The sequence below is a fragment of the Dethiosulfovibrio faecalis genome, assembly GCF_021568795.1.
GTDB classification, from domain to species: domain Bacteria; phylum Synergistota; class Synergistia; order Synergistales; family Dethiosulfovibrionaceae; genus Dethiosulfovibrio; species Dethiosulfovibrio faecalis.
The window spans coordinates 1-19,727 of the sequence record NZ_JAKGUE010000020.1; the positions used below are offsets into that span (position 1 = coordinate 1).

At 55.3% G+C, this 19,727-nt stretch carries 15 protein-coding genes, 1 pseudogene and 1 riboswitch; of the genes and pseudogenes, 8 read left to right on the plus strand and 8 right to left on the minus strand.

Annotated elements, in window-relative coordinates; genetic code table 11:
- Positions 1-187, plus strand: a pseudogene (locus tag L2W58_RS11350) (histidine ammonia-lyase); the annotation flags it as partial.
- A gap of 86 nt (positions 188-273) precedes the next feature.
- Here the strand turns inward: L2W58_RS11350 and L2W58_RS11355 are convergent.
- Positions 274-1,656, minus strand: coding sequence for a sodium-dependent transporter (locus tag L2W58_RS11355; protein ID WP_236103485.1), 1,383 nt, complete (start codon positions 1,654-1,656; stop codon positions 274-276).
- A 239-nt stretch (positions 1,657-1,895) separates the two neighbouring features.
- On the opposite strand from L2W58_RS11355, the gene L2W58_RS11360 reads away from it, so the two are divergent.
- The 4 genes from L2W58_RS11360 (at position 1,896) to L2W58_RS11375 (ending at position 7,807) form a co-directional block, all read left to right on the plus strand.
- The gene (locus L2W58_RS11360) at positions 1,896-3,032 is read left to right on the plus strand and encodes a PAS domain-containing sensor histidine kinase (protein WP_236103487.1); all 1,137 of its coding nucleotides are present in this window, start codon (positions 1,896-1,898) and stop codon (positions 3,030-3,032) included.
- On the plus strand, positions 3,007-3,654 hold the full coding sequence (locus tag L2W58_RS11365) for a response regulator (RefSeq protein ID WP_236103489.1): 648 nt from the start codon (positions 3,007-3,009) through the stop codon (positions 3,652-3,654). The genes L2W58_RS11360 and L2W58_RS11365 overlap by 26 nt, the downstream gene beginning before the upstream one ends.
- A 116-nt stretch (positions 3,655-3,770) precedes the next feature.
- The gene (locus L2W58_RS11370) at positions 3,771-5,801 is read left to right on the plus strand and encodes a urocanate hydratase (protein WP_236103491.1); all 2,031 of its coding nucleotides are present in this window, start codon (positions 3,771-3,773) and stop codon (positions 5,799-5,801) included.
- Entirely contained in the window at positions 5,798-7,807 is a 2,010-nt protein-coding gene (locus L2W58_RS11375) for an oxidoreductase (protein ID WP_236103493.1), read from the plus strand. The genes L2W58_RS11370 and L2W58_RS11375 overlap by 4 nt, the downstream gene beginning before the upstream one ends.
- A gap of 62 nt (positions 7,808-7,869) precedes the next feature.
- On the opposite strand, the gene L2W58_RS11380 is transcribed toward L2W58_RS11375, so the two are convergent.
- The 3 genes from L2W58_RS11380 to L2W58_RS11390 all read right to left on the minus strand — a co-directional run bounded on the left by L2W58_RS11380 (position 7,870) and on the right by L2W58_RS11390 (position 11,210).
- The gene (locus L2W58_RS11380; protein WP_236103494.1) at positions 7,870-9,285 is read right to left on the minus strand and encodes a radical SAM/SPASM domain-containing protein; all 1,416 of its coding nucleotides are present in this window, start codon (positions 9,283-9,285) and stop codon (positions 7,870-7,872) included.
- 120 nt (positions 9,286-9,405) lie between these two features.
- Positions 9,406-10,074, minus strand: a complete 669-nt coding sequence (locus tag L2W58_RS11385) for a response regulator (protein WP_236103496.1) — start codon at positions 10,072-10,074, stop codon at positions 9,406-9,408.
- Entirely contained in the window at positions 10,074-11,210 is a 1,137-nt protein-coding gene (locus L2W58_RS11390; protein WP_236103498.1) for a sensor histidine kinase, read from the minus strand. Before L2W58_RS11390 ends, L2W58_RS11385 begins: the two co-directional genes overlap by 1 nt.
- Before the next feature lie 157 nt (positions 11,211-11,367).
- Between L2W58_RS11390 and L2W58_RS11395 the strand changes: the two genes are divergently transcribed.
- Complete coding sequence (locus L2W58_RS11395; protein ID WP_236103500.1) at positions 11,368-11,958, plus strand: ECF transporter S component; 591 nt, start codon at positions 11,368-11,370, stop codon at positions 11,956-11,958.
- Here L2W58_RS11395 and L2W58_RS11400 read toward each other — a convergent pair.
- Entirely contained in the window at positions 11,955-13,358 is a 1,404-nt protein-coding gene (locus tag L2W58_RS11400) for an ATP-binding protein (RefSeq protein WP_236103502.1), read from the minus strand. The genes L2W58_RS11395 and L2W58_RS11400 overlap by 4 nt on opposite strands.
- A gap of 1 nt (position 13,359) precedes the next feature.
- A complete protein-coding gene (locus L2W58_RS11405; RefSeq protein WP_236103504.1) occupies positions 13,360-14,043 on the minus strand; it encodes a response regulator transcription factor in 684 nt (227 codons plus the stop codon).
- Between the two features lie 153 nt (positions 14,044-14,196).
- Positions 14,197-14,360, plus strand: a riboswitch (cobalamin riboswitch).
- A 130-nt stretch (positions 14,361-14,490) separates the two neighbouring features.
- Here L2W58_RS11405 and L2W58_RS11410 point away from each other — a divergent pair.
- Together L2W58_RS11410 and L2W58_RS11415 are read left to right on the plus strand one after the other, a co-directional pair.
- Positions 14,491-16,008: a succinate CoA transferase gene (locus L2W58_RS11410; protein WP_236103506.1), complete on the plus strand. Its 1,518-nt coding sequence runs from the start codon at positions 14,491-14,493 to the stop codon at positions 16,006-16,008.
- Between the two features lie 225 nt (positions 16,009-16,233).
- A complete protein-coding gene (locus tag L2W58_RS11415) occupies positions 16,234-17,010 on the plus strand; it encodes a Spy/CpxP family protein refolding chaperone (protein ID WP_236103508.1) in 777 nt (258 codons plus the stop codon).
- A gap of 67 nt (positions 17,011-17,077) precedes the next feature.
- On the opposite strand, the gene L2W58_RS11420 is transcribed toward L2W58_RS11415, so the two are convergent.
- On the minus strand, positions 17,078-19,108 hold the full coding sequence (locus L2W58_RS11420; protein WP_236103510.1) for a methyl-accepting chemotaxis protein: 2,031 nt from the start codon (positions 19,106-19,108) through the stop codon (positions 17,078-17,080).
- A 205-nt stretch (positions 19,109-19,313) separates the two neighbouring features.
- The gene (locus tag L2W58_RS11425) at positions 19,314-19,718 is read right to left on the minus strand and encodes a YbaY family lipoprotein (protein ID WP_236103511.1); all 405 of its coding nucleotides are present in this window, start codon (positions 19,716-19,718) and stop codon (positions 19,314-19,316) included.
- Positions 19,719-19,727 lie beyond the last annotated feature (9 nt).

The following is a 19,727-nucleotide window of genomic DNA, read 5'->3' on the forward strand; positions in this document are numbered from 1 at the left end:
AATAGACTTCTCCAAGCCTTTGAACCCTGGGAAGGGAACCAAGGCGGCCTACGATAGATTCCGTGAGGAAGTTCCCTACATAGAAAAGGACGTCTTCCTATATCCCCTTATCGACCAGGCTATCTCCATCGTTAAATCCGGAACCCTGGTGGAAGCGGTCGAGACGGCAGTTGGAGAACTGGATTAAAGAAAAAGATCTAGACACAGAAAAGATCTGAGGGAGATCCCAGTAGGGATCTCCCTCAGATCTTTTCTATTCGCTACAAAGATAGGTCATCCTCCTATGTGAAAGAAATACTCATTGGCAGTGAAGGCCAAGACCACGAAAATAACGACGGGGATGATATACCGTATAAGGGTATAAAAAACCTCGAAATACCATGGAATTGTCTCATCCCGGCTCAGGGCCCCCTCTACCTGCTTTCTGGGGAGGTGCCAGCCAACGAAGAGAACACAGATAATACCTCCGAGAGGAAGCAGGAAAGCTTCGATAAAATCGACCAGAAACCAAACCAAGGGAACTCCCATAACCTTGATATTTACGGCTCCTACCGACAAAGCACAAGGGATTCCTATTGCAAACATAGCTCCCGCCACTCCTGCGACGGCAACTGGGCGACGAACATTCATATCCTCACAGAAATAGGCTACCACCACCTCTAAAGTGGTAACAGAGGAACTCAATGCAGCAATCGAAAGTAGCAAAAAGAAAAGAACGGTAAAAACATAATGGACCATAAGCCCACCAGGAAGCTGCTGCAAGACGGCGGGGACGGTCACAAAAGCCAAACCGGAACTCTTAGCAGGCTCAAATCCAAGGGCCAGAACGGCAGGGAATATGGCCAGACCTGATATGACCGCCACGGCAGTATCGGTCATAGACACCATGAAAGCATCCTTTGCCAGATTATCCTTGTCGTCCATGTAGGATCCCAAGGTCACCATAACACCGTTTCCGACGCCTATGGAGAAAAAGGCAGCACCTATTGCAATGGCAACGGTTTTCCATCGGACTACGGAAAAATCAGGACGGAAGAGAAAATCCAGTCCAGCCTGGGCTCCATCCAACGTCAAGCTCCTCACCATAAGGACAACGAGAATGACAAAGAGCAGCGGCATAACCACCTTGGCGAAACGTTCTATGCCGTTTCGAAGCCCCCCCATAACGACAAAAGCGGTGGCTCCCATAAAGATACCGTGCCATACCACCGGCCAGTATGGATCGTTGATAAACGCACCGAAATTTTTCCCTATCTCTTCTGCTCCGAGACCGACGAAAACTCCCCCCAGAGCCTTTACAACGTGAGCCATGCTCCAACCCGCAACCACACCATAAAAACCGAGAATCAAAAAACACGACACTACGCAGAGCCAACCGCCCAAGTGCCAAGAGGTTCCCGGAGCCAACTTTTTCAAAGATCCAATCATATTTTTTCGGCCTTCACGACCAATGACAAACTCCGAAATCATCAAAGGAATGCCAATCAGCAGCACCGCGACCAAATACATGATAACGAAAACTCCACCGCCGTTCTTGCCAGCCACATAAGGAAATCCCCAGATATTTCCTAGACCTACAGCTGCTCCGGCAGCGGTAAAGATAGCCCCAAGGGACGAGCCGAATCGCTCTCGGGCAACACCAGTATTTTCCTTCATCGCATAAACCTCCTCTTACGTCTTTTCCCCGCCACCACAGGAAGCGGACCTTAAGCTAACCGTACCCGAAAATCGGACCTTAAAGCCATCCCATTGAGAAAGGAACGTGAGTACTTGAGATTAGTCACAATAGACTATTCAATGCAAGAGAGCTAGCTGATAAAAATAGAGAGGACCACGCTCACTTGCTTTCGGCATGGAACGAATTAAGATATTTGCCGTAGGAAGGAGAATGTACAATGCGATACAAGGAACTTAAGCGCCGTGTCGACCAACTAGAGCAAGAAAAAGAAATCTTTCAGAAACTCCTTTCGCTGGTGCCCGTACCAGTTTTTTACGAAGACGTTCACGGAGTTTATCTTGGCTGCAACAGAGCCTTCGCTGACTTCTTGGGACTTTTGGAAGAAGAGATCATCGGAAAAAGGGTTTTCGACGTCACATCGCCCTCCCAAGCCAAACTATATTTCGAAAGAGATCAGTTATTAATCGCCCAAGGCGGACCACCTCAGCAAGAGGAACGAGAACTGATCTACAGCGATGGAACAATTCACACCGTGTCGTTCTCCAAGGCCCTCATCAAGGATGATAACGGCATAATTCTGGGCGTGATAGGAACCTTCGTCGATATATCTAAACGCAAGATAGCGGAGACACGGGAACGTCACTATCGGCATCGCCTTCAGGCCCTGGCTTCCGCCCTTTCGGTAGCAAAAGAGCAGGAACGCTGCCTCATCGCCAAAGAACTTCACGATACCGTCGGCCAAAATCTGGCATCGGCAAAACTCAAGCTCCAGATGGGGTTGGAACTCGTAAACAGCTCCTCGTTGAAACAGGAATTAACCGAGGTGGTCGCCACTTTAGATACCGTTCTAAACGACACCCGCACTCTAACCTTTGACCTAGGTGTCCCTCTCCTTTACCAGGTAGGACTGAAGGCCGCCATCGAATGGCTCTGTCAAGAGTTAGAAAAAAAGTACGGTTTGGTCATCGACTACGACGCAAGCGGATTTAGAGAGCCTGATAACGACGACGTCAAGGCATTCGTATTTCGTTCCATACAGGAATTACTCATGAACGTAATCAAACACGGGCAAACCAACCAAGCAAAGATCAACACCACAACGGAAAACGATAGTATTATCGTCAGAGTTGCCGATGAAGGTGCAGGCTTCGATCTGGAAATATTGGAAAAATCCGACTTCACCCGCAAATCCTACGGACTATTCAGTCTTCAGACCGTGATTCGAGCTATGGGAGGCTCTGCAAAAATTGAGTCATATCCCGGTAAGGGAACAACCATCTCGCTTAATATCCCCTCGACAACCACAGCGCAAGAAAGGAGATCCAATCATGACAACTATTCTGTTGGCCGATGACCACACGATTTTACGAGAGGGACTACGCTCCCTCCTGGGACGCCAACAAGAAATGACCGTCATTGCTGAGGCCTCCAACGGTCTGGACGCTGTTCGGCTGGCCGAATCGATGCAACCGGACGTGATCGTAATGGACGTTATGATGCCCGAGATGAACGGAATCGACGCAGCTCGAACCGTACGACTTAGAGGCATCTGCTCACGAATCGTGGCTCTTTCCATGTACGCCAATGCGAATTTCGTCTCCGAGATGTTCAAAGCCGGAGCCACCGGTTTTCTAATGAAAGACTGCGCCTTCGACGAGTTGGCGGAAGCGGTAAAAACCGTCGCTCAAGGGAAGACCTATATCGGCCCGCGTGTCCGGGAAATGCTTTCCGATATCTACTTGGAATCCATGGTTGGAGACATCCCCCAAGACGAAACCTACGAGCTATCCACAAGAGAGATCGAGGTACTTAGGCTATTGGGGGATGGCTTAACCAACAAAGAGGCCGCAGAGAAGCTTCATCTAAGCGTCAACACCGTTGCCTGCCATCGTCAAAACATAATGAAAAAACTAAATCTAAAGAACACCGTCGATCTAACCAAATACGCTATACGAAAAGGCTACGTAGGTTTCTGACGTCTTTCATAGATTTCCACTAAAGCCCAGGCAGCTAATTCCTATGGTCAGAGGATAGAATCCATGAACGCATTCCCGTACTCTAAAATCAACCAAAGTAAAGGGGGAAAAGCTCCATGGATCATATGAATAATCATCGGCTTCTCACGGCCAGAAAAATCGATCTCGGAAACGAACTGCCACCCCCCCCCGAATTCGCTCCCGGCATTCGCCGGGCTCCGAATCGAGGGTTTAAGCTCACAAAAACTCAGGCCGCAACGGCCTTGAAAAACGCCCTACGGTATGTACCTGAATCCCTCCACGCTAAATTGGCTCCGGAATTTATGGAAGAACTCTATTCCAGGGGACGTATCTACGCCTACCGATATCGCCCCGAAGGACGGATCTGGGGGCGTTCCATCGACCACTATCAGGGGAAATGCCTTGAAGGGAAAGCTCTCCAGGCCATGATCGATAACAACCTGGACTTCGACGTCGCTCTTTACCCTTACGAACTTGTAACATACGGCGAGTCGGGACAAGTATTTCAAAACTGGCTTCAGTACAGGTTGGTCATGGCGTATCTCCAAAACCTAGAGTCGGACCAGACCTTGGTCATCCAATCCGGCCATCCTCTGGGGATATTCCGCTCTTCGGTCGATGCTCCTCGGGTTATCAACTCAAACGGCATCATGGTAGGAGCTTACGATAACCAGGCAGATTGGGACGTAGCAGCTCAGATGGGCGTAACAAATTACGGACAGATGACGGCCGGGGGCTGGTTCTTCATCGGCCCCCAAGGTATCATCCATGGCTGTTATTCGATGCTTCTTGGCGCCGCCAGGAAGGCAGGAATCGGAACAGGCGAAGACCTCAAGGGCGTTCTATACGTTTCCGCAGGAATCGGAAGCATCAGTAGCGCACAGCCCAAGGCTGCCCAGATCTCCGGTTGCGCCGCTATCATCGCAGAGGTAAACAACGACTTCATAGACAGCCGACTCAAAAAAGGCTGGTTGGACGACGCTTCGACCGACCTTGATACTCTCATCGATCGTGCCGTAGCCTGTAAAAACCGAAGGGAAGGGGTGGTTCTAGCCTATCGAGGCAACGTTGTAGACCTTTTGGAACGTCTGACTGAACGTAACGTAACCCCGGACATTCTATCGGACCAAACATCGTGCCACATCCCCTACGACGGCGGATATACGCCTCAGGGGATAAGCTATGACCAAGGACGAGAACTTCTAGTCAAAGACAGAAAACAATTGAGGCGTCTGGTCGACCAAAGCCTTAGAGTCCATTGGAAACACATCAAAACCTTGACGGACCGGGGAGCCTGGTTCCTGGAATACGGCAACTCTATCATGGCAGCCATGGTGGAAGCTGGCGTCACCGAGTTGGCAAAAAACGGAAAGGACTCCAAGGATGGCTTTATCTTCCCCGATTTTATAGAAGCCATTACAGGTCCGGATCTATTCGACTACGGATATGGACCGTTTCGCTGGGTCTGCCTCAGCGGCAACCCATCCGATTTGGAAAAAACTGATCGCGCCGCAATGGACTGTATCGATCCCGATCGACGTCCTCAAGACCGAGACAACTACAATTGGATTCGCCATGCTGGATCTCAAGACTTGGTCATCGGCACACAAGCCAGAATGCTCTATCAAGATATGGAAGGACGGACTCGCATCGCGCTTCGATTCAACCATATGGTTCGCAACGGAGAGGTCGGCCCTATAATGATGGGACGGGACCATCACGACACCGGAGGAGCCGACTGTCCCACCAGGGAGACGGCCAACATCAAAGACGGCAGTAACGTGACGGCAGACATGGCCGTTCACTGCTACGCTGGCAATGCCGCCAGAGGGATGACCTTCATTTCTCTCCATAACGGAGGAGGCGTCGGTATCGGACGAAGTATACATTCCGGATTTGCCCTTCTGCTGGACGGCAGCGACCGAGTCGACCAGATTATTCGTCTAGGAGTTTGTTGGGACGTCATGGGCGGCGTCGCCAGGAGAAGTTGGGCCAGAAACGATCACTCCATGGAAGTCGCTGCACAACACAACGAAAGCAGCGAAGACACCATAACCTTGCCTTGGCTGGCAGACGAAGACCTAATCCAGCGAACGGTAGACCAGGTCTTGGGGGAAAGCCGATGAATTCCATGCCTTACCCTCACCTGTTCACACCTATGTCTATCGGTGGAGTAGAGCTGAAAAACAGAATCTCTATGGCTCCCATGGGGATGAGCGGCTTGGTGACCTCCGAAGGAGGATTCACCAAGCGGGGAATGGAGTACTTCGTAGAACGAGCAAGAGGAGGGGTTGGTCTTCTCATAACAGGATGCGCCAAGGTGGAGAACGAAATCGAACCATTCGTCATGCCGTCTCAACCCAATCCAACGTTCAATCCCGCTCACTTCAGACAGACTGCCATGGAACTGACCGAGCGAGTTCACGCCTACGGTTGCAGAATATTCCTTCAAATGACCTTGGGATTCGGCAGGGTGGTCCATCCTCATACCGCCACATCTCAGCCAATCGCGCCATCGCCGGTTCCCAACTTCTGGGATCCGAGTATCTCCTGTAGGGCGCTTACGACCGAAGAGGTCGAGCAACTCATCGAATCCTTCGCCGAAGCTGCAGTAATCGCTCGAGTAAGTGGTTTTGACGGAATAGAGGTACACGCCGTTCACGAGGGGTACCTGTTGGATCAGTTTACCCTTAAAGCCTTCAATCAACGCTCCGACCGTTTCGGCGGAGACTTGAATGGCCGACTGACTCTACCTATAGAACTACTGAAGCGAACCAAGGAATTAGCCGGTTCTGACTATCCCGTCATGCTTCGATACGGTGTTAAAACCTATATGAAAGGACTCCATAAGGGGATCCTACCGGGAGAAGATGCCATCGAAATGGGACGAGACATCGAAGAGGGACTCCAGGTAGCTCGAATATTGGAACAAGCCGGATATGACGCCTTCAATGCCGACGGCGGAAGTTACGATTCGTGGTATTGGGCCCATCCCCCCATGTATCTACAGGATGGAAGCTATCTTCATCTCACCAAACCGCTAAAAGAGGTCCTCTCCGTTCCGGTAATTTCAGCAGGAAAACTTGGAGATCCCGACGTAGCAGAACGAGCTATCTCAGAGGGCAGAACTGACGGAGTCTCTCTAGGACGACCCCTATTGACCGATCCCTTTTGGGCCGACAAGGTCAGAAAAAACGACATTTCCAGGATCAGGCCATGCGTAGGATGTCACGAGGGATGTCTCAAGCGAATCGCCCTATGCAACCCTCTATGCTGCGCCGTCAATCCTCAGGTGGGACGAGAACGAGAATACGATCTAAAACCAACCCTAGATCCTCGAAAAATTCTAGTCATAGGCGGTGGATTAGCCGGTATGGAGGCCGCCAGGGTCGCCGCATCGCGAGGTCATCAAGTAACCCTATATGAAGCCACCGAAGTCCTAGGCGGTCATATTGTTGAAGGATCGGTACCGTCCTTCAAGGATGACGATAAAAAACTTCTGGCGTGGTACAGACAGCAAATCGAGGATGCAGGAGTCGTCGTTCACCTCGGTCAACGTCTTTCCGTAGATCAAGCCCTGGACAAAAATGCAGAAGCCATCGTCGTCGCTACTGGGTCCACTGCGGTGATACCTCCCATCCCAGGACTGAACCCGTCTTCTCCTCACGTTCTTTCAACTAAAGAGGCACTCATGGGGCTCAAGAAGATAGGTAAGCGAGTTGCGATAATAGGAGGAGGCTTAGTTGGTTGTGAAATAGCAATGTGGATAGCTCAAGACCAAAAGCATTCGGTGACGTTGATAGAACAATTACCGGAACTTATCTCTGTAGGAGACGTTCCTCGTCCCAACAAAACTATGCTCTTGGATTTACTGAACAAACTTAAGGTGGACCAAAAAACCGATACCAAGGTTGTTTCCGTACAGGAAAACAGCCTCACGATTGAATCCGACACAACGGAGACAATCCTCTGTGACTCTATTATTCTAGCTACAGGCTATCGCCCTGATAATCACCTATACCATAAACTTCGAACACTTCACCCGGAAGTTTACATTATAGGCGATGCGGTATGCCCCATAAATATAAAGAATGCCATCTGGAATGCTTACGAAATTGCCAGAGAAATCTAAGAAGCAAAAAAAGAAAGAGAAAGGTCCATGTGACCTTTCTCTTTCTTTAATTAATGCCTCCATTACTTTATCACAAGAGAATCTCCCTCAGAATTTCTTTTAAGATATCTCTCCCTCTCGCACCCCTCCCATAGGGGGCGGTATAAGGATCTTATCGCCTTTCCGTAATCGTCCAATCCCTCCGCCACCGAGCCGGACAACATCCTCTCCAGCCCGGGATGACAGGGCTTGGCGTCGAAACGATCTATCAGTACCCTCAAAACGCGGGGATGGTCCAGTATCATGCAGGGACACAGGAGATCGTCGTCGCCATCGTAGGGCTGGGCAGACCTTATGGCCGAGAAGAACGGGCTCCTGGCGATATCCACCAGGCTCTTCTCCCTTATGCTGTCCGCCGCAAAGGGGACGAAAACGCAGGGCTCGACCCTGCCGTCGGAGATGACGTGCCAGTAGCGACTGCCTCCCGCCATGCACCCGTCCACGTAGGGGCCGTCGTTCCAGAAATCGCCGGTGAATATGGGATACTCCCCGCTGGAACGCCAGCGAGAGACGCTATCGTGAAGGGCGGCCCTCTGTTCGGGACTGGCCATGTAGGTAAGGTCGGGGCTCACCCCTATGGGAACGTACTGAAAGAACCACCCCACCATGCAGCCCCGCTCCACCATGGAGCCTATGAACTCGTCGCTCGCCAGATAGTCCGAGTTCAGGGACGTGCAGGTGGCGCTGAAGCCGAAGAGCATCCCCTGCTCCCTCATCCTGGAGAAGGCCTCCAGAACCTTGCGGTAGGTGCCCCTGCCCCGCCTGGCGTCGGTCTGATCCTCCGTCCCCTCCACCGACACCATGGGAGCGACGTTCCCCAGGGCGGCCATACGATCCACCGTACCGTCGTCCAGCAGGGTGCCGTTGGTGTAGAACTGGAAGTAGCAGTCGTCGTGCTTTTTCCACAGATCGAATATACGGGGATAAAGCAGGACCTCCCCTCCGGAGAGGGTATAGAAATACATCCCGAGCTCCTTCCCCTGAATCAGAAGGTCGTCCAGCTCCTCGAAGGTGAGCTCTCCCCCTCTGTCGTACTCTCCGGCATAGCATCCGGTGCAGTGAAGGTTGCATTTCATGGTAGGACTTATCACCATGAAATTGGGCAGATGGACCCCCAGTTCGGCCTCCTTCTCCTCCCTAACTCCTCGGCCCAGCACCATGAAGTTGACTATCAGGTTTCGGATCATATTCTCCAGGGCCAGCGGCGACAGCTCCCGGACCGCCCGGACCAGAAAGGCCACAGACGGATCCTCGGAACGAACCATCTTCGCCATCCTGCACAGGGCCTCCCTGTGATACCGGGCCGGGGCCAATCTTCCTATGGACTCCAGCATATCGGCCAGATCGCCCATCTCTCCCTTTCGAACCTTCTCGACGGCCCGATCCAAAACTGAACGGGTCACGAAACCCTTCGCCTTCCGGAACAACGAAACCGCCATAATCGATCCCTCCTCGATCATCCTTATGTTCGGCCTCATTGTAGCCTTTTTTATTGTTTTTTCAAAACAAACGGGGAGTCCCGAAAGGGGCTCCCCGTAGATACGGATAAGATCGAAGTCTCAGCCTTTGAAAAACGATGGGTCCTTCGAGGCCAGGCCGGACCGCCATGCCCAAGCCACAGCCTGGGTTCTGTCGGACACCCCCAGCTTGGCCAGGATATGGCTTATGTGGTTCTTCACCGTCTTGTCCGACAGGGACAGCCGATCCGCTATTTCCTGACCGTTCAGTCCCTGAGCCAGCCAGTAGAGCACCTCCAGCTCCCTTTCGGAGAGTCTGGACATACCCCTCTCCCGGGAGGTGTCCTCGGAGAAGCAGTTCAGGAGCTTGCCGGCGGCCCGGGAATCGACGTAGTTATCCCCTCCTGATACCGTCCTTATGGCGGCTATCAGCTCGTCGAAGCCGGAGGTCTTCAGGACGAAGCCCTTTATCCCCGCTTTGGAAAGAAACACCATGTCCCGGTCGTCCTCCAAGGCGGTCAGGGCTATCACCGATCGGGCCATTCCGGCCTCCTCCATTTTGCCCACCAGCTCCACCCCGCCCATGCCCGGCATGGTCACGTCCACCAGTGCGATGTCGAAGTCCACCTTCTTCATCACCTCCAGCGCCTCCAGTCCGTCGCCGGCCTCTCCGGTCACCTCGATGTCATCCTCCAGGGACAGGGTGTTTATCACGCCGGTCCTGAATATGGCGTGGTCGTCCACCACCAGGACGCGAATGGGTTTTTCCATCAGATATCACTCCTTATAGGCACCTTTAAAGAGACTATCGTCCCCTGACCGGGTACGCTGTCGACGTTGAACTCCCCTCCGAGAATTCTGGACCTCTCCTCCATGGAGACCATCCCGTAAGAGCCCCTCTCCTTGGCCTCTTCCCTGGCGGTCTCGACATCGAAGCCGAAGCCGTCGTCCATTATCTTGACGAACAAAATATCGTCCCTCACGGAGAACAACACCGTCACCCTCTTAGGCTCCCCCTTGGTAACGGCGTTGGCCACCGCCTGACGAACGATCTTGTAGAGATGGGGTGCCATTCCCCCGGGGATATCCTCCACCGGACCCATAGTCTTGAGCTTGACCGACACACCGTAGCGGCTGGACGTGGCCTCGACCCATCTATCCAAGGCGACCATCAGACCGTCCTCCAGGTCCCTGGGATAGAGAAGATGCAGGAACGACCTTATCTCGTCCATAGTCTCCACCATCTGCTCCCTGACCTTGTCCAGTTCCTCGGAGGCCTTATCCACCTGGTCCTTTCGAAGAAGGCGTCGCACGAAGTCCATGGACATCAGAGCACCGGAGAACTTCTGGGCCGGACCGTCGTGAAGCTCCCGGGCCAGGCTCATGCTCTCTCTCTCCACAAGAGAATAGGCCTGAGCCAACCGCCTGGCCCCGCCCTTCTCCTCGTTTACCTCTATGGTCTCGATCCTGTCGCTGACGACGTTGAGGGCGACCCGGAGTCTTCCTACGGCGGAGTCGCTTTTCTCCACCCTGGAGGCCACCCTTCGTTCGTCCCTCTCTAGGTAGTCTCTAAGCTGTCTAAGCCCCTTTTCCCTCTCGGCCAGAGCGGCCTTACGAAACAGGAACTCCTCCGCCTTCTCGTAGGCCCTTCTCTGCTCCATCTCTGTGCCGCCTCTGACAGACTGGGACAGAACGCCCCTGGCGGAGAAGTAGAGGGACGTCATCTCGTCCATCTCGGATATCACCTGTTCCAGCTCGGAACGGGTCTTAGTCAACTCGGATCTTATGACGCTCAACCGGTCGTCTTCGTCCTTTCGAAAGTCCGACACCGTGACCATGCTGTCCGCAAGGTCCTTTCGTATCTTCTCCATAACATGATGCAGTGTGTCGGACGAATCACGAGCCATGGTCAAACCTCCTCCAGGATTCGTTCCTAATTATAGCGTATGCACCCATATCGCCCAAATTTCGTGGCGACCGAAAGGAAAATAGGATATCATACGTGGTTACCCGGCCGTAGGACGACGGCCTGACATTCGAGATAAAGGAAGGGAATGATCGGAAATGGAACGAGCGAGGGGAAACGAGAACGTCCGCAGGATGGTGTGGGGTGCCCTGCTCTCCGGGCTGGCCACCGTGCTCATGTACGTGGACACGGTGGTACCTCTTTTTCCGTCGTTTCTGAAGATGGACCTGTCCGACGTTCCGGCACTGATAGGGGCCTTCGCCTGGGGCCCGGGCAACGGCGTCGCCATAGAGGCGGTGAAGAACCTGCTGCACTGCGCGGCGTCCTCATCGGCAGGAGTCGGGGAGATGGCCAACTTCGTCATGGGTTCGGCTCTGGTCCTCCCGGCGGGACTGATCTATCGGGCGAACAAGACGAAAACCGGGGCCCTGCTAGGTATGGCGGTAGGGGTTGCCGCCATGACAGCCACTGCGGCCATCCTAAACGGCACCGTGTTGATTCCCCTGTACTCCAAATTCGTCCCGATCGACACTATCGTATCCATGGCCGGTGCCGCGATCCCCGGGATAGAGGACGTTCCGACTCTGGTGATATACGGAATAGTCCCCTTCAACCTTCTGAAGGGGACCGTCGTGTCGATATCTACGTTCTGGCTCTACAAGAGGATAAGCCCTCTTCTGGGAAACTAGCCGAACCCCAGGGGAAGTCTGATCCTGACCGACAGACCCCCTCCATCCCTGTTGGCCGCCTCCACGATGCCTCCGTGCCTCTCCACAGCCCTGCGGGCTATGGCCAAGCCGAGCCCGACTCCTCCGGAGTCCCTGTCCCTGGCCTCGCCTTCTCGGAAGAAGGGCCTGAATATGGCCTCCAGATTTTCCTCCGCAACGCCGGGCCCGCGGTCCTCCGCTATTATCGAGAGGGGAAGCTCCTCTTCAGGCTCGTACTCGGCCCTCAGCTCCACCACCGTGCCGGGGGCGGTGTACCTGACGCCGTTTCTCACGATGTTCTCCAGGGCGCTTTCCATGGCCCCTCTGTCGACCGATACGGCAACGTCCGGGACATCCCCTGAGACGACGTCCTTTCCGGAGGCGAGCGCCTCGAAACGGCCGTCCTTCGCCACGGAGGCCAGAAGTTCCCTCAGGGAAACCGACTCCCTCCTCTCCCCTCCGAAGCGGGATTCCTCCCTGGCGAGCCCGAGAAGATCGCCGATCATGCGGTTCATCCTCTCCGACTCCCGCTCTATCCTGTCCATAAGGCCGTCCAGGTCATCGGGAAGCCTGTTTCTAAGCAGCTCCAGCGACAGGTTGAGCCTCGTAAGAGGGGACCTGAGCTCGTGGGAGATGTCCCCGAGAAGCCTGCTCTGGCCCGTGATGTTTCTCTCGACGTGATCGGCCATGGAATCGAAATTTCTGGCCAGCTGGCCTATCTCGTCGTCGCCGAAGGGGCCCTCCCTCTCGGCCCTTACGGACAGGTCCCCCGAGGCCAGAGCCAGAGAGGCCCTGCTCAACGCCTCGACCGGATAGCATATATGTCGGGCGAGAAAGTAGCTCACCGCCCCTCCGACCGCCATCAGGACGGCGAAATACAGGACCAGAGACAGGTAGAGGCCGTCCTTGGGAGGAAGGGCTCCGGGAAGGGCGAACAGGGTGACCACGTATGTCGCGCCGCCGGGCGAGACCACCGGTTCGGTGGCGGCGGGAAGATCCTTCATCCAGGAGGAGCGAGGAGGACCAGAGAGACCGTGATGACGCCTGACGTCTGGCATCATCCTCTCTCCCCGAGAGGGGACCATCCCCGCCAGAGGAGCTCCCCTATCGTCCAGAATGACGAACAGCAGCCGCCTCTCCTCCCTCAGACGGCCGAGCTCGTCCTTCAGGGCATCGGCCCCTCTCTCTTCGTAAAGGGCCACGAGAGACGGAGCCTCCCTATTCAGCTCCTTTCTGAGCTTGGCCTCCAGGGACAGATCCAGAAGCCCCAACCGGACGACAAGCCCCGTAACAGCGACGTGGAGCACCGACGCCGCTGCGATCGCCAGCAAAAAACCTAAAAAGATCTTTCTGAACAGGGTGGCGGACCTCAGCCAGGACATCTCAGCTCACCGGAAGGGTATAGAGATAGCCCTCGCCCCGGACGGTCCTTATTCGGTCCGTTCCGTCCTCGTGGGGACCGAGTTTCTTTCTGAGATTGCTGACGTGCATATCCAGGCTGCGGTCGAAAGGGGCCGCCGATCTCTCTAGTACCTTACGAAACAGATCGTCTCTGGACACAACCTGACCGGCCGAGCGGAGCAACACCTCCAACAGCCGAAACTCCATGGAGGTCAGATCCACTGTGATGCCATCCAACATAACCTGCCTGGAACGGACGAACATCTCCAGATCGTCCACCGTCAGGCGCTCCGGATCGGACGGACCGTTTCGCCTCCTCATGACCGCCCGAACCCTGGCCAAAAGCTCTCTGGGGCTGAACGGCTTGGGAAGATAGTCGTCGGCTCCCATCTCCAGCCCCAGGACCCGGTCCACCTCGTCTCCCTTGGCGGTCAACATGATCACCGGAATGGACGACGTCCTCCTGATCTCCTTCAGGGCCTCGAAACCGCTCTGACCCGGCAGCATGACGTCCAACACGACCAGATCGTGCTTTCCCGCGGCGGCCTCCAGGGCTCCGTTTTTACCGTCGTAGCTGAGGCTTACCTGAAAGCCCTCTCCTCCGAGATACTCCGTCAGGAGCTCGCCCAACTCCCTGTCGTCGTCTACGACTAAAATTTTATCCATACGGAAAAACCTCCCTCGAATCACAGCTTTTCACGACGCTCTCCGATAATTCATTATATCGTGCTGAAACACGAAGAAGGGAACCCCCTTACCATTCTTTACGATTTTCTCGCCGGGGGTTGACCTCGTCGAAAAAAGGTATATAATGACCTTCGTAATCGATCGAGTTCAGGTGACAGGGAAGACCGGTGAGAATCCGGCGCGGACCCGCCACTGTATACCCGACGTCGTCGAAAACGCCACTGGAGAGATTTCTCCGGGAAGGCTCGGCGACGGATGAGGGAAGCCAGGATACCGGCCTGAACACGCGACCCATCCACCCTGCGAGGACTCGGGGTAATCGGCGAGAAACCCGTCGGCTCACCGGCCGATCGGTTTTATTTCGTTGCGATTCAGAGACGTCCTTCAGGGGGCGTCTCTTTTTTTTTCGTGAGAGGAGAACCAAATATGACCGATCTTTTCGGCCATGCAAAGGACAGAATCAGAAACACCGCCCTACGATCGAGACTGATGACGCCGGAGGAGGCCTCTATATACGTCCAGGACGGAGCCACGGTAGGATGCAGCGGCTTCACCCCGGCGGGATATCCCAAGGTGATACCGTCGGCGATGGCCGACAGAGCCCTGAACGGAGGTCCGAAAAACTTCACCTTATGGACGGGAGCATCGGTAGCCCCCGAGCTGGACGGCAGATTGGCCGAGGCGGGAGCCATATCCTATCGGTTTCCCTACCAGACGGGCAAGGCGATCAGAGACGCCATAAACGGCGGCGAGGTCGGTTTTCAGGACATGCATCTTTCCATGACCCCTCAGAACCTTCGCTACGGCTTCTACGGACCGATGGACGTGGCGATAATAGAGGTCTGCGCCATAACGGAGGAAGGCAACCTGGTGCCTACGACGTCGGTGGGAAACTCTCCCAGTTTCGTCGAATCGGCGGAACGGGTGATAGTAGAGGTGAACACCTCCCAGCCGGAGGGGCTGGAGGGCATCCACGACATATTCATCCCGGAGGAGCCGCCTTATAGAAAACCGTTTCACGTATTGAAGGTTAACGACAGAATAGGCACTCCCTATATAACCTGTCCTATGGAGAAGATAGTGGCGATCGTTCCATCGAACGTACCGGACCACCTCACCCCGATGAAAGAGCCGGATCCCGTCTCCCGGGCTATGGCCAGAAACCTCATGGACCTTCTGTCGGTCGAGGTCTCCTCCGGGAGACTCCCGCCGGGACTTCTGCCGATACAGGCCGGAGTCGGCAACGTCGCCAACGCCGTAATAGGGGAGTTGGTCGACTGGCCCACCGACGACCTAAGAATATACTCCGAGGTAATCCAGGATTCCATGTTGACCCTGCTGGAGACGGGCAAAGTCCAGCAGATGTCCGGAACGGCCTTCACCAACTCGCCGGAAGGAGCCAAGAAACTGCTCCGCCGACTAGAGGAAATAAGGAAAAAAGCGGTATTGAGGCCCCAGGAAATAAGCAACCATCCGGAGATAATACGCAGGCTAGGATTGATAGCGATAAACACGGCTCTGGAGGTGGACATCTACGGTCACGTGAACTCCACCGTAGCCATGGGCAGCAAGATGATAAACGGCATAGGAGGATCGGGCGATTTCGCCAGAAACGCCTTTTTGAGCGTATTCCTGTGCCCCTCGACGGCGAACGGAGGAAAAATTTCCAGGATAGTTCCCTTCTGTTCACACGTGGACCACACCGAGCACGACGTGGACGTGGTAATAACCGAATACGGCGTAGCGGACCTCCGTGGGCTCGTCCCCAGAGAGAGAAGCCGTCTCATGATAGAAAAATGCGCCCATCCCGATTATCGGGCACCTCTCAGGGAATACCTGAGACTCGGCGAGGCCAGGGGAGGACACGAACCTCACGATCTGGCCTCCGCCCTGGGCTGGCACCTGAACTACATCGAAAAGGGGACCATGGTCCCCGATCAATAAGACCCTTCCTGAGACATCCCCATAGGGATGCAAACTCTTTCCCCATCCCCCCTGCCACCCCCAAATGGCAGGGGGTCCCCTTTTTTTACCGACGGGGGAACCTCCCTTACATTCCTTTACCGTTCCTATAAGGCACCTTGACCTGCCCCGGGCTAGAATGGGGTCACAGCGAAAGAGAGAGCCCCCGAGCGGGAAGCTTATATCGACAAGAGGAGGAATTCAGAGATGAAAAACGGAAAGAGAACACTGGCTATTTTGGCGGCGGTAGCGGCGGTTACGATCGGTTCGATGTCGGCGAGCGCCGAGGCTTGGAACGGATGCGGCGGACGGGACCGAGGACATAGGACGCACCACGACGGACAGACGATGAGAGGTTTCGGCCAGGGAATGAACCGCTGGGGCGACGATCTGAGCCTGTCGGCGAAGCAGAAACTCGAGATGGGAGAGATAGAGCGCAAGTGGTTCGACGACAACTCGGAACTCGCCAGGAAAACAGCCTGGGCCCTGAGGGACTATCGCTACGACCTGTCGGCGGGGAGAAATATAGACGAGGGCAAGGTCGCCGAGATGAAGAAGGACATGGTGGCCCTGGAGACCAAGAGGATGGAGCTTCATCGCGACCTCTACGGCCTTCTCGACGGGGATCAGAAAAAGCTGGCGGACAAAAGGCACCAGGAAGGCCCCTTCCGTAGAGGCGACGACGACAGAGGGAAAAGGCCCGGCAGATCCGGCAGGAACGAAGCCGTCGAAAGGGCCAGAGCCGACAACTGGAAGGCAATGGACGCCCTCAGGGACGAGATCCACTCGGCAATGACAGGCAACGCACCGGCGGACGACCTGGCAGCCCTGGCGGAGAAAAAGGTTGAGATCCGACTTCAGATGATCGAGAACATGGGCAAGGAGAGGTTCCAGATGAGGAAGGACTTCACCCCCGGAGACCGGGACGGCTTCGGCCCCGGAAAAGGCGGCGCCGGATTCGACTCGAGGAAACGCAACGGCTAGAGAGTAGATAACAAAAAGCAGCGGGCGCCTAAAATCGGGCGCCCGCTGCTTTTATCCTTATCTTTATCTAGCTGTCCTTCTCCGACGGGACAAGCCCCGTTTCACCCTTCCTCAGCTTGAAACGACTCAACATCTCCTCCAAACTCTTGGCGTCGTAGGCCAATCGTTCCGACTCCTTGGAGACCCCGTCGGAAGCCCTGAAGGTCTCCTCCACCGTAGAGAGGATGCGCTCCATCCGCTCGGCCACACCCCTGGTTCCCTGAGAGACCTTCTCCACCGAGTGCTCCATCTCCTGGGCGGACGCGGCCTGCTCCTCCGCTCCGGCCGCCACGTTCTGCATGGCCTGGTTTACCATTCCCACCGCCTGGAGGGTTCGATCCAGACGAGACTGGGCCACCGAGGCCCTCTCGGACGTGGACTCCAGAGATTCGGCGGAACGGCGACTATCCTCCATGGACTCTCGGGATTTTTCCTTCAGATCCTCTATAAGACCGCCGACCTGCTGCGCCGCCTGGTTGCTCTCCTCCGCCAGCTTTCGGACCTCCTCCGCCACTACCGCGAAGCCTCGACCGGCATCTCCCGCTCTGGCGGCCTCTATGGCGGCGTTGAGAGCCAGAAGGTTCGTCTGGTCGGCTATAGCCGTTATTGTGGCGACGAAACCGGCCATATCCTCCACCGAACGGCCCAGACTCTTCATGGTATCCATGGCCTCCTTGGAAGCGGACGTAACGGTCTTTATCTCCTCGATAACCCTCTCTACCTCCGCCACTGCCTCCTCGGCGGTGGACCCCATGGTGGTGGCGGCCTCGGCGCCCTCGGTGGCGGCGGAAGCCACCGAGGTAGCGCTGGCAGCCACCTCCTCGATACCCCCGTTGATCTGCCCGAGGGAATCGGAGTTCTCGTCCGCCGATCGGGACGTGTCCTCTACCAGCCCCTTGGCCTCGTCCATGGCGGCCCCGGCCTCGCCGGAGTACTCGCTCAGGGCAGCCGCCGATGAAGTGAGATCGCCGACGGAACGGTCTATTATCGACAGCAGGCCGTTCAGCTCGTCCACCATATGGTCCATATCGGAGGCCAGATCGCCGAACTCGTCGCTCTGGGATACGTCGGAACGAAAGGTCAGATCGCCCTGGGCCATCGCTCGAGCCAGATTCGTCATGGGCCCGAGAGGACGAAGTATCCTCTTGACCACCAAGGCCACCGCAATCATGGCGAGAAGCAGTGCGGCGATGCCTATTCCGGCGGTAACGGCAAGAATATGATTTCTAACGCCGTTCAAGGCCGCTACGGAGAGACCGGCGAAGGATATCCCTACGACCCGGCCGTCGCCGCCTTTTATGGGCTCGTAGGCCGTAACGTAAGGTATGCCCAGTATGGAGGCGGGACCGGTAAAGGAGCGTTCCTCCTTAAGCAGGATATCGGCGATCTTCGGATCCAGAGAGGTCCCGATCACCCTTTTGCCGTCCTTCACTATGGTGGTCATGAATCTCTTGTCTCCCAGAAATATGGTGACGTCCACCTTGAACAACCTCTTAGCCTCGTCCACGAAAGCCATATCGTCCATCCTTATTCCGGCGGACACAACGCCTACGACCTTTCCTCCGCTGAAAACAGGAGCCCCCGCCCTGGCGGAGAAGGGAATCGCGGAACCTCTCTCAAGCGCCCAGGAAGCCTTTCCACCAAGAGCTGAGGCCACGTTGGACTGGTTCGACACCGAATCGCCGAGGCGGTCGGGCGAATGGGTCCTAGCCAAGACTACGCCCTTCGCATCGGTCACCGTGGCGAAGTCCAGATTCAGCTCCGCGAGGATAGGCGAGACCACCCGAACGATATCCTCCGTCTTCCCGCCGTCTATGGCCTCGGCCAGATCCGGTCTGTACGACAGAGCGAGAGCCCCGTCCATAGCCCTCTTTCCGGCGGCCTCCATGGAGTTCAGAAGCCCCATGGCCCCGGCCACCGCCTGCTCCTCCGCCTGCTCAACGAAGGCGTTCGAGAAAAGCCTCCAGGCCGGGACAGCCACGGCGATAACCACGATCAGCAGAATAGGCACCATGGTGAGGCCTATTTTTTTCCCTACAGACAAACGAAACCCCTTCAAAAAAAGCCATCTCCTTCTACCAATTTGGTATTACTTAATAGATTACATTGTACAGGAGACGACGAAAATAGCCGGACTATTCGAGAAGGGATATCGAATCGATCTGACAGTGACTTTTATATCGGTCGAGGGAGCATTTAAGCCCAGTTAAGAAGAACCTCCCTAAAAAAGCCCGCCCTGCGCGGAATCGCAGGGCGGGCTTTTTTCATCTCACCGATCTCAATTTTATCTCGACAGGACCGTCGTCTTTCGGCATGGGAACCGGGTCCTTCGTGACGAACAACAGCTCTCCCGTGCCGTTCTCTATTCTGGCGGATAGGGAATAGATCAACCCCTCCGATATCGTCTTTTCCCTGTAAAGCAGCTCGAAGGGAAGAGGGACCTGTTCTCCCTCCAAAATTCGAGACACCGACGCCACGGGAATCCTGGATCCGTCCTTTTCCTCCGATAGAACCACTATAAGACGACATCCATCGGGAAGGGCTATCCTCTCCCTGTAAGACGCCGTCCCCAAGACGGATCGGTGATCGTAAAGCTCCGCGGCGAAAAAGACCGCCACGACCAGCAACGTTAAACCGACGACCATCGCCAAGGTTTTCTTCAAGTTCAAGCGCTCTCG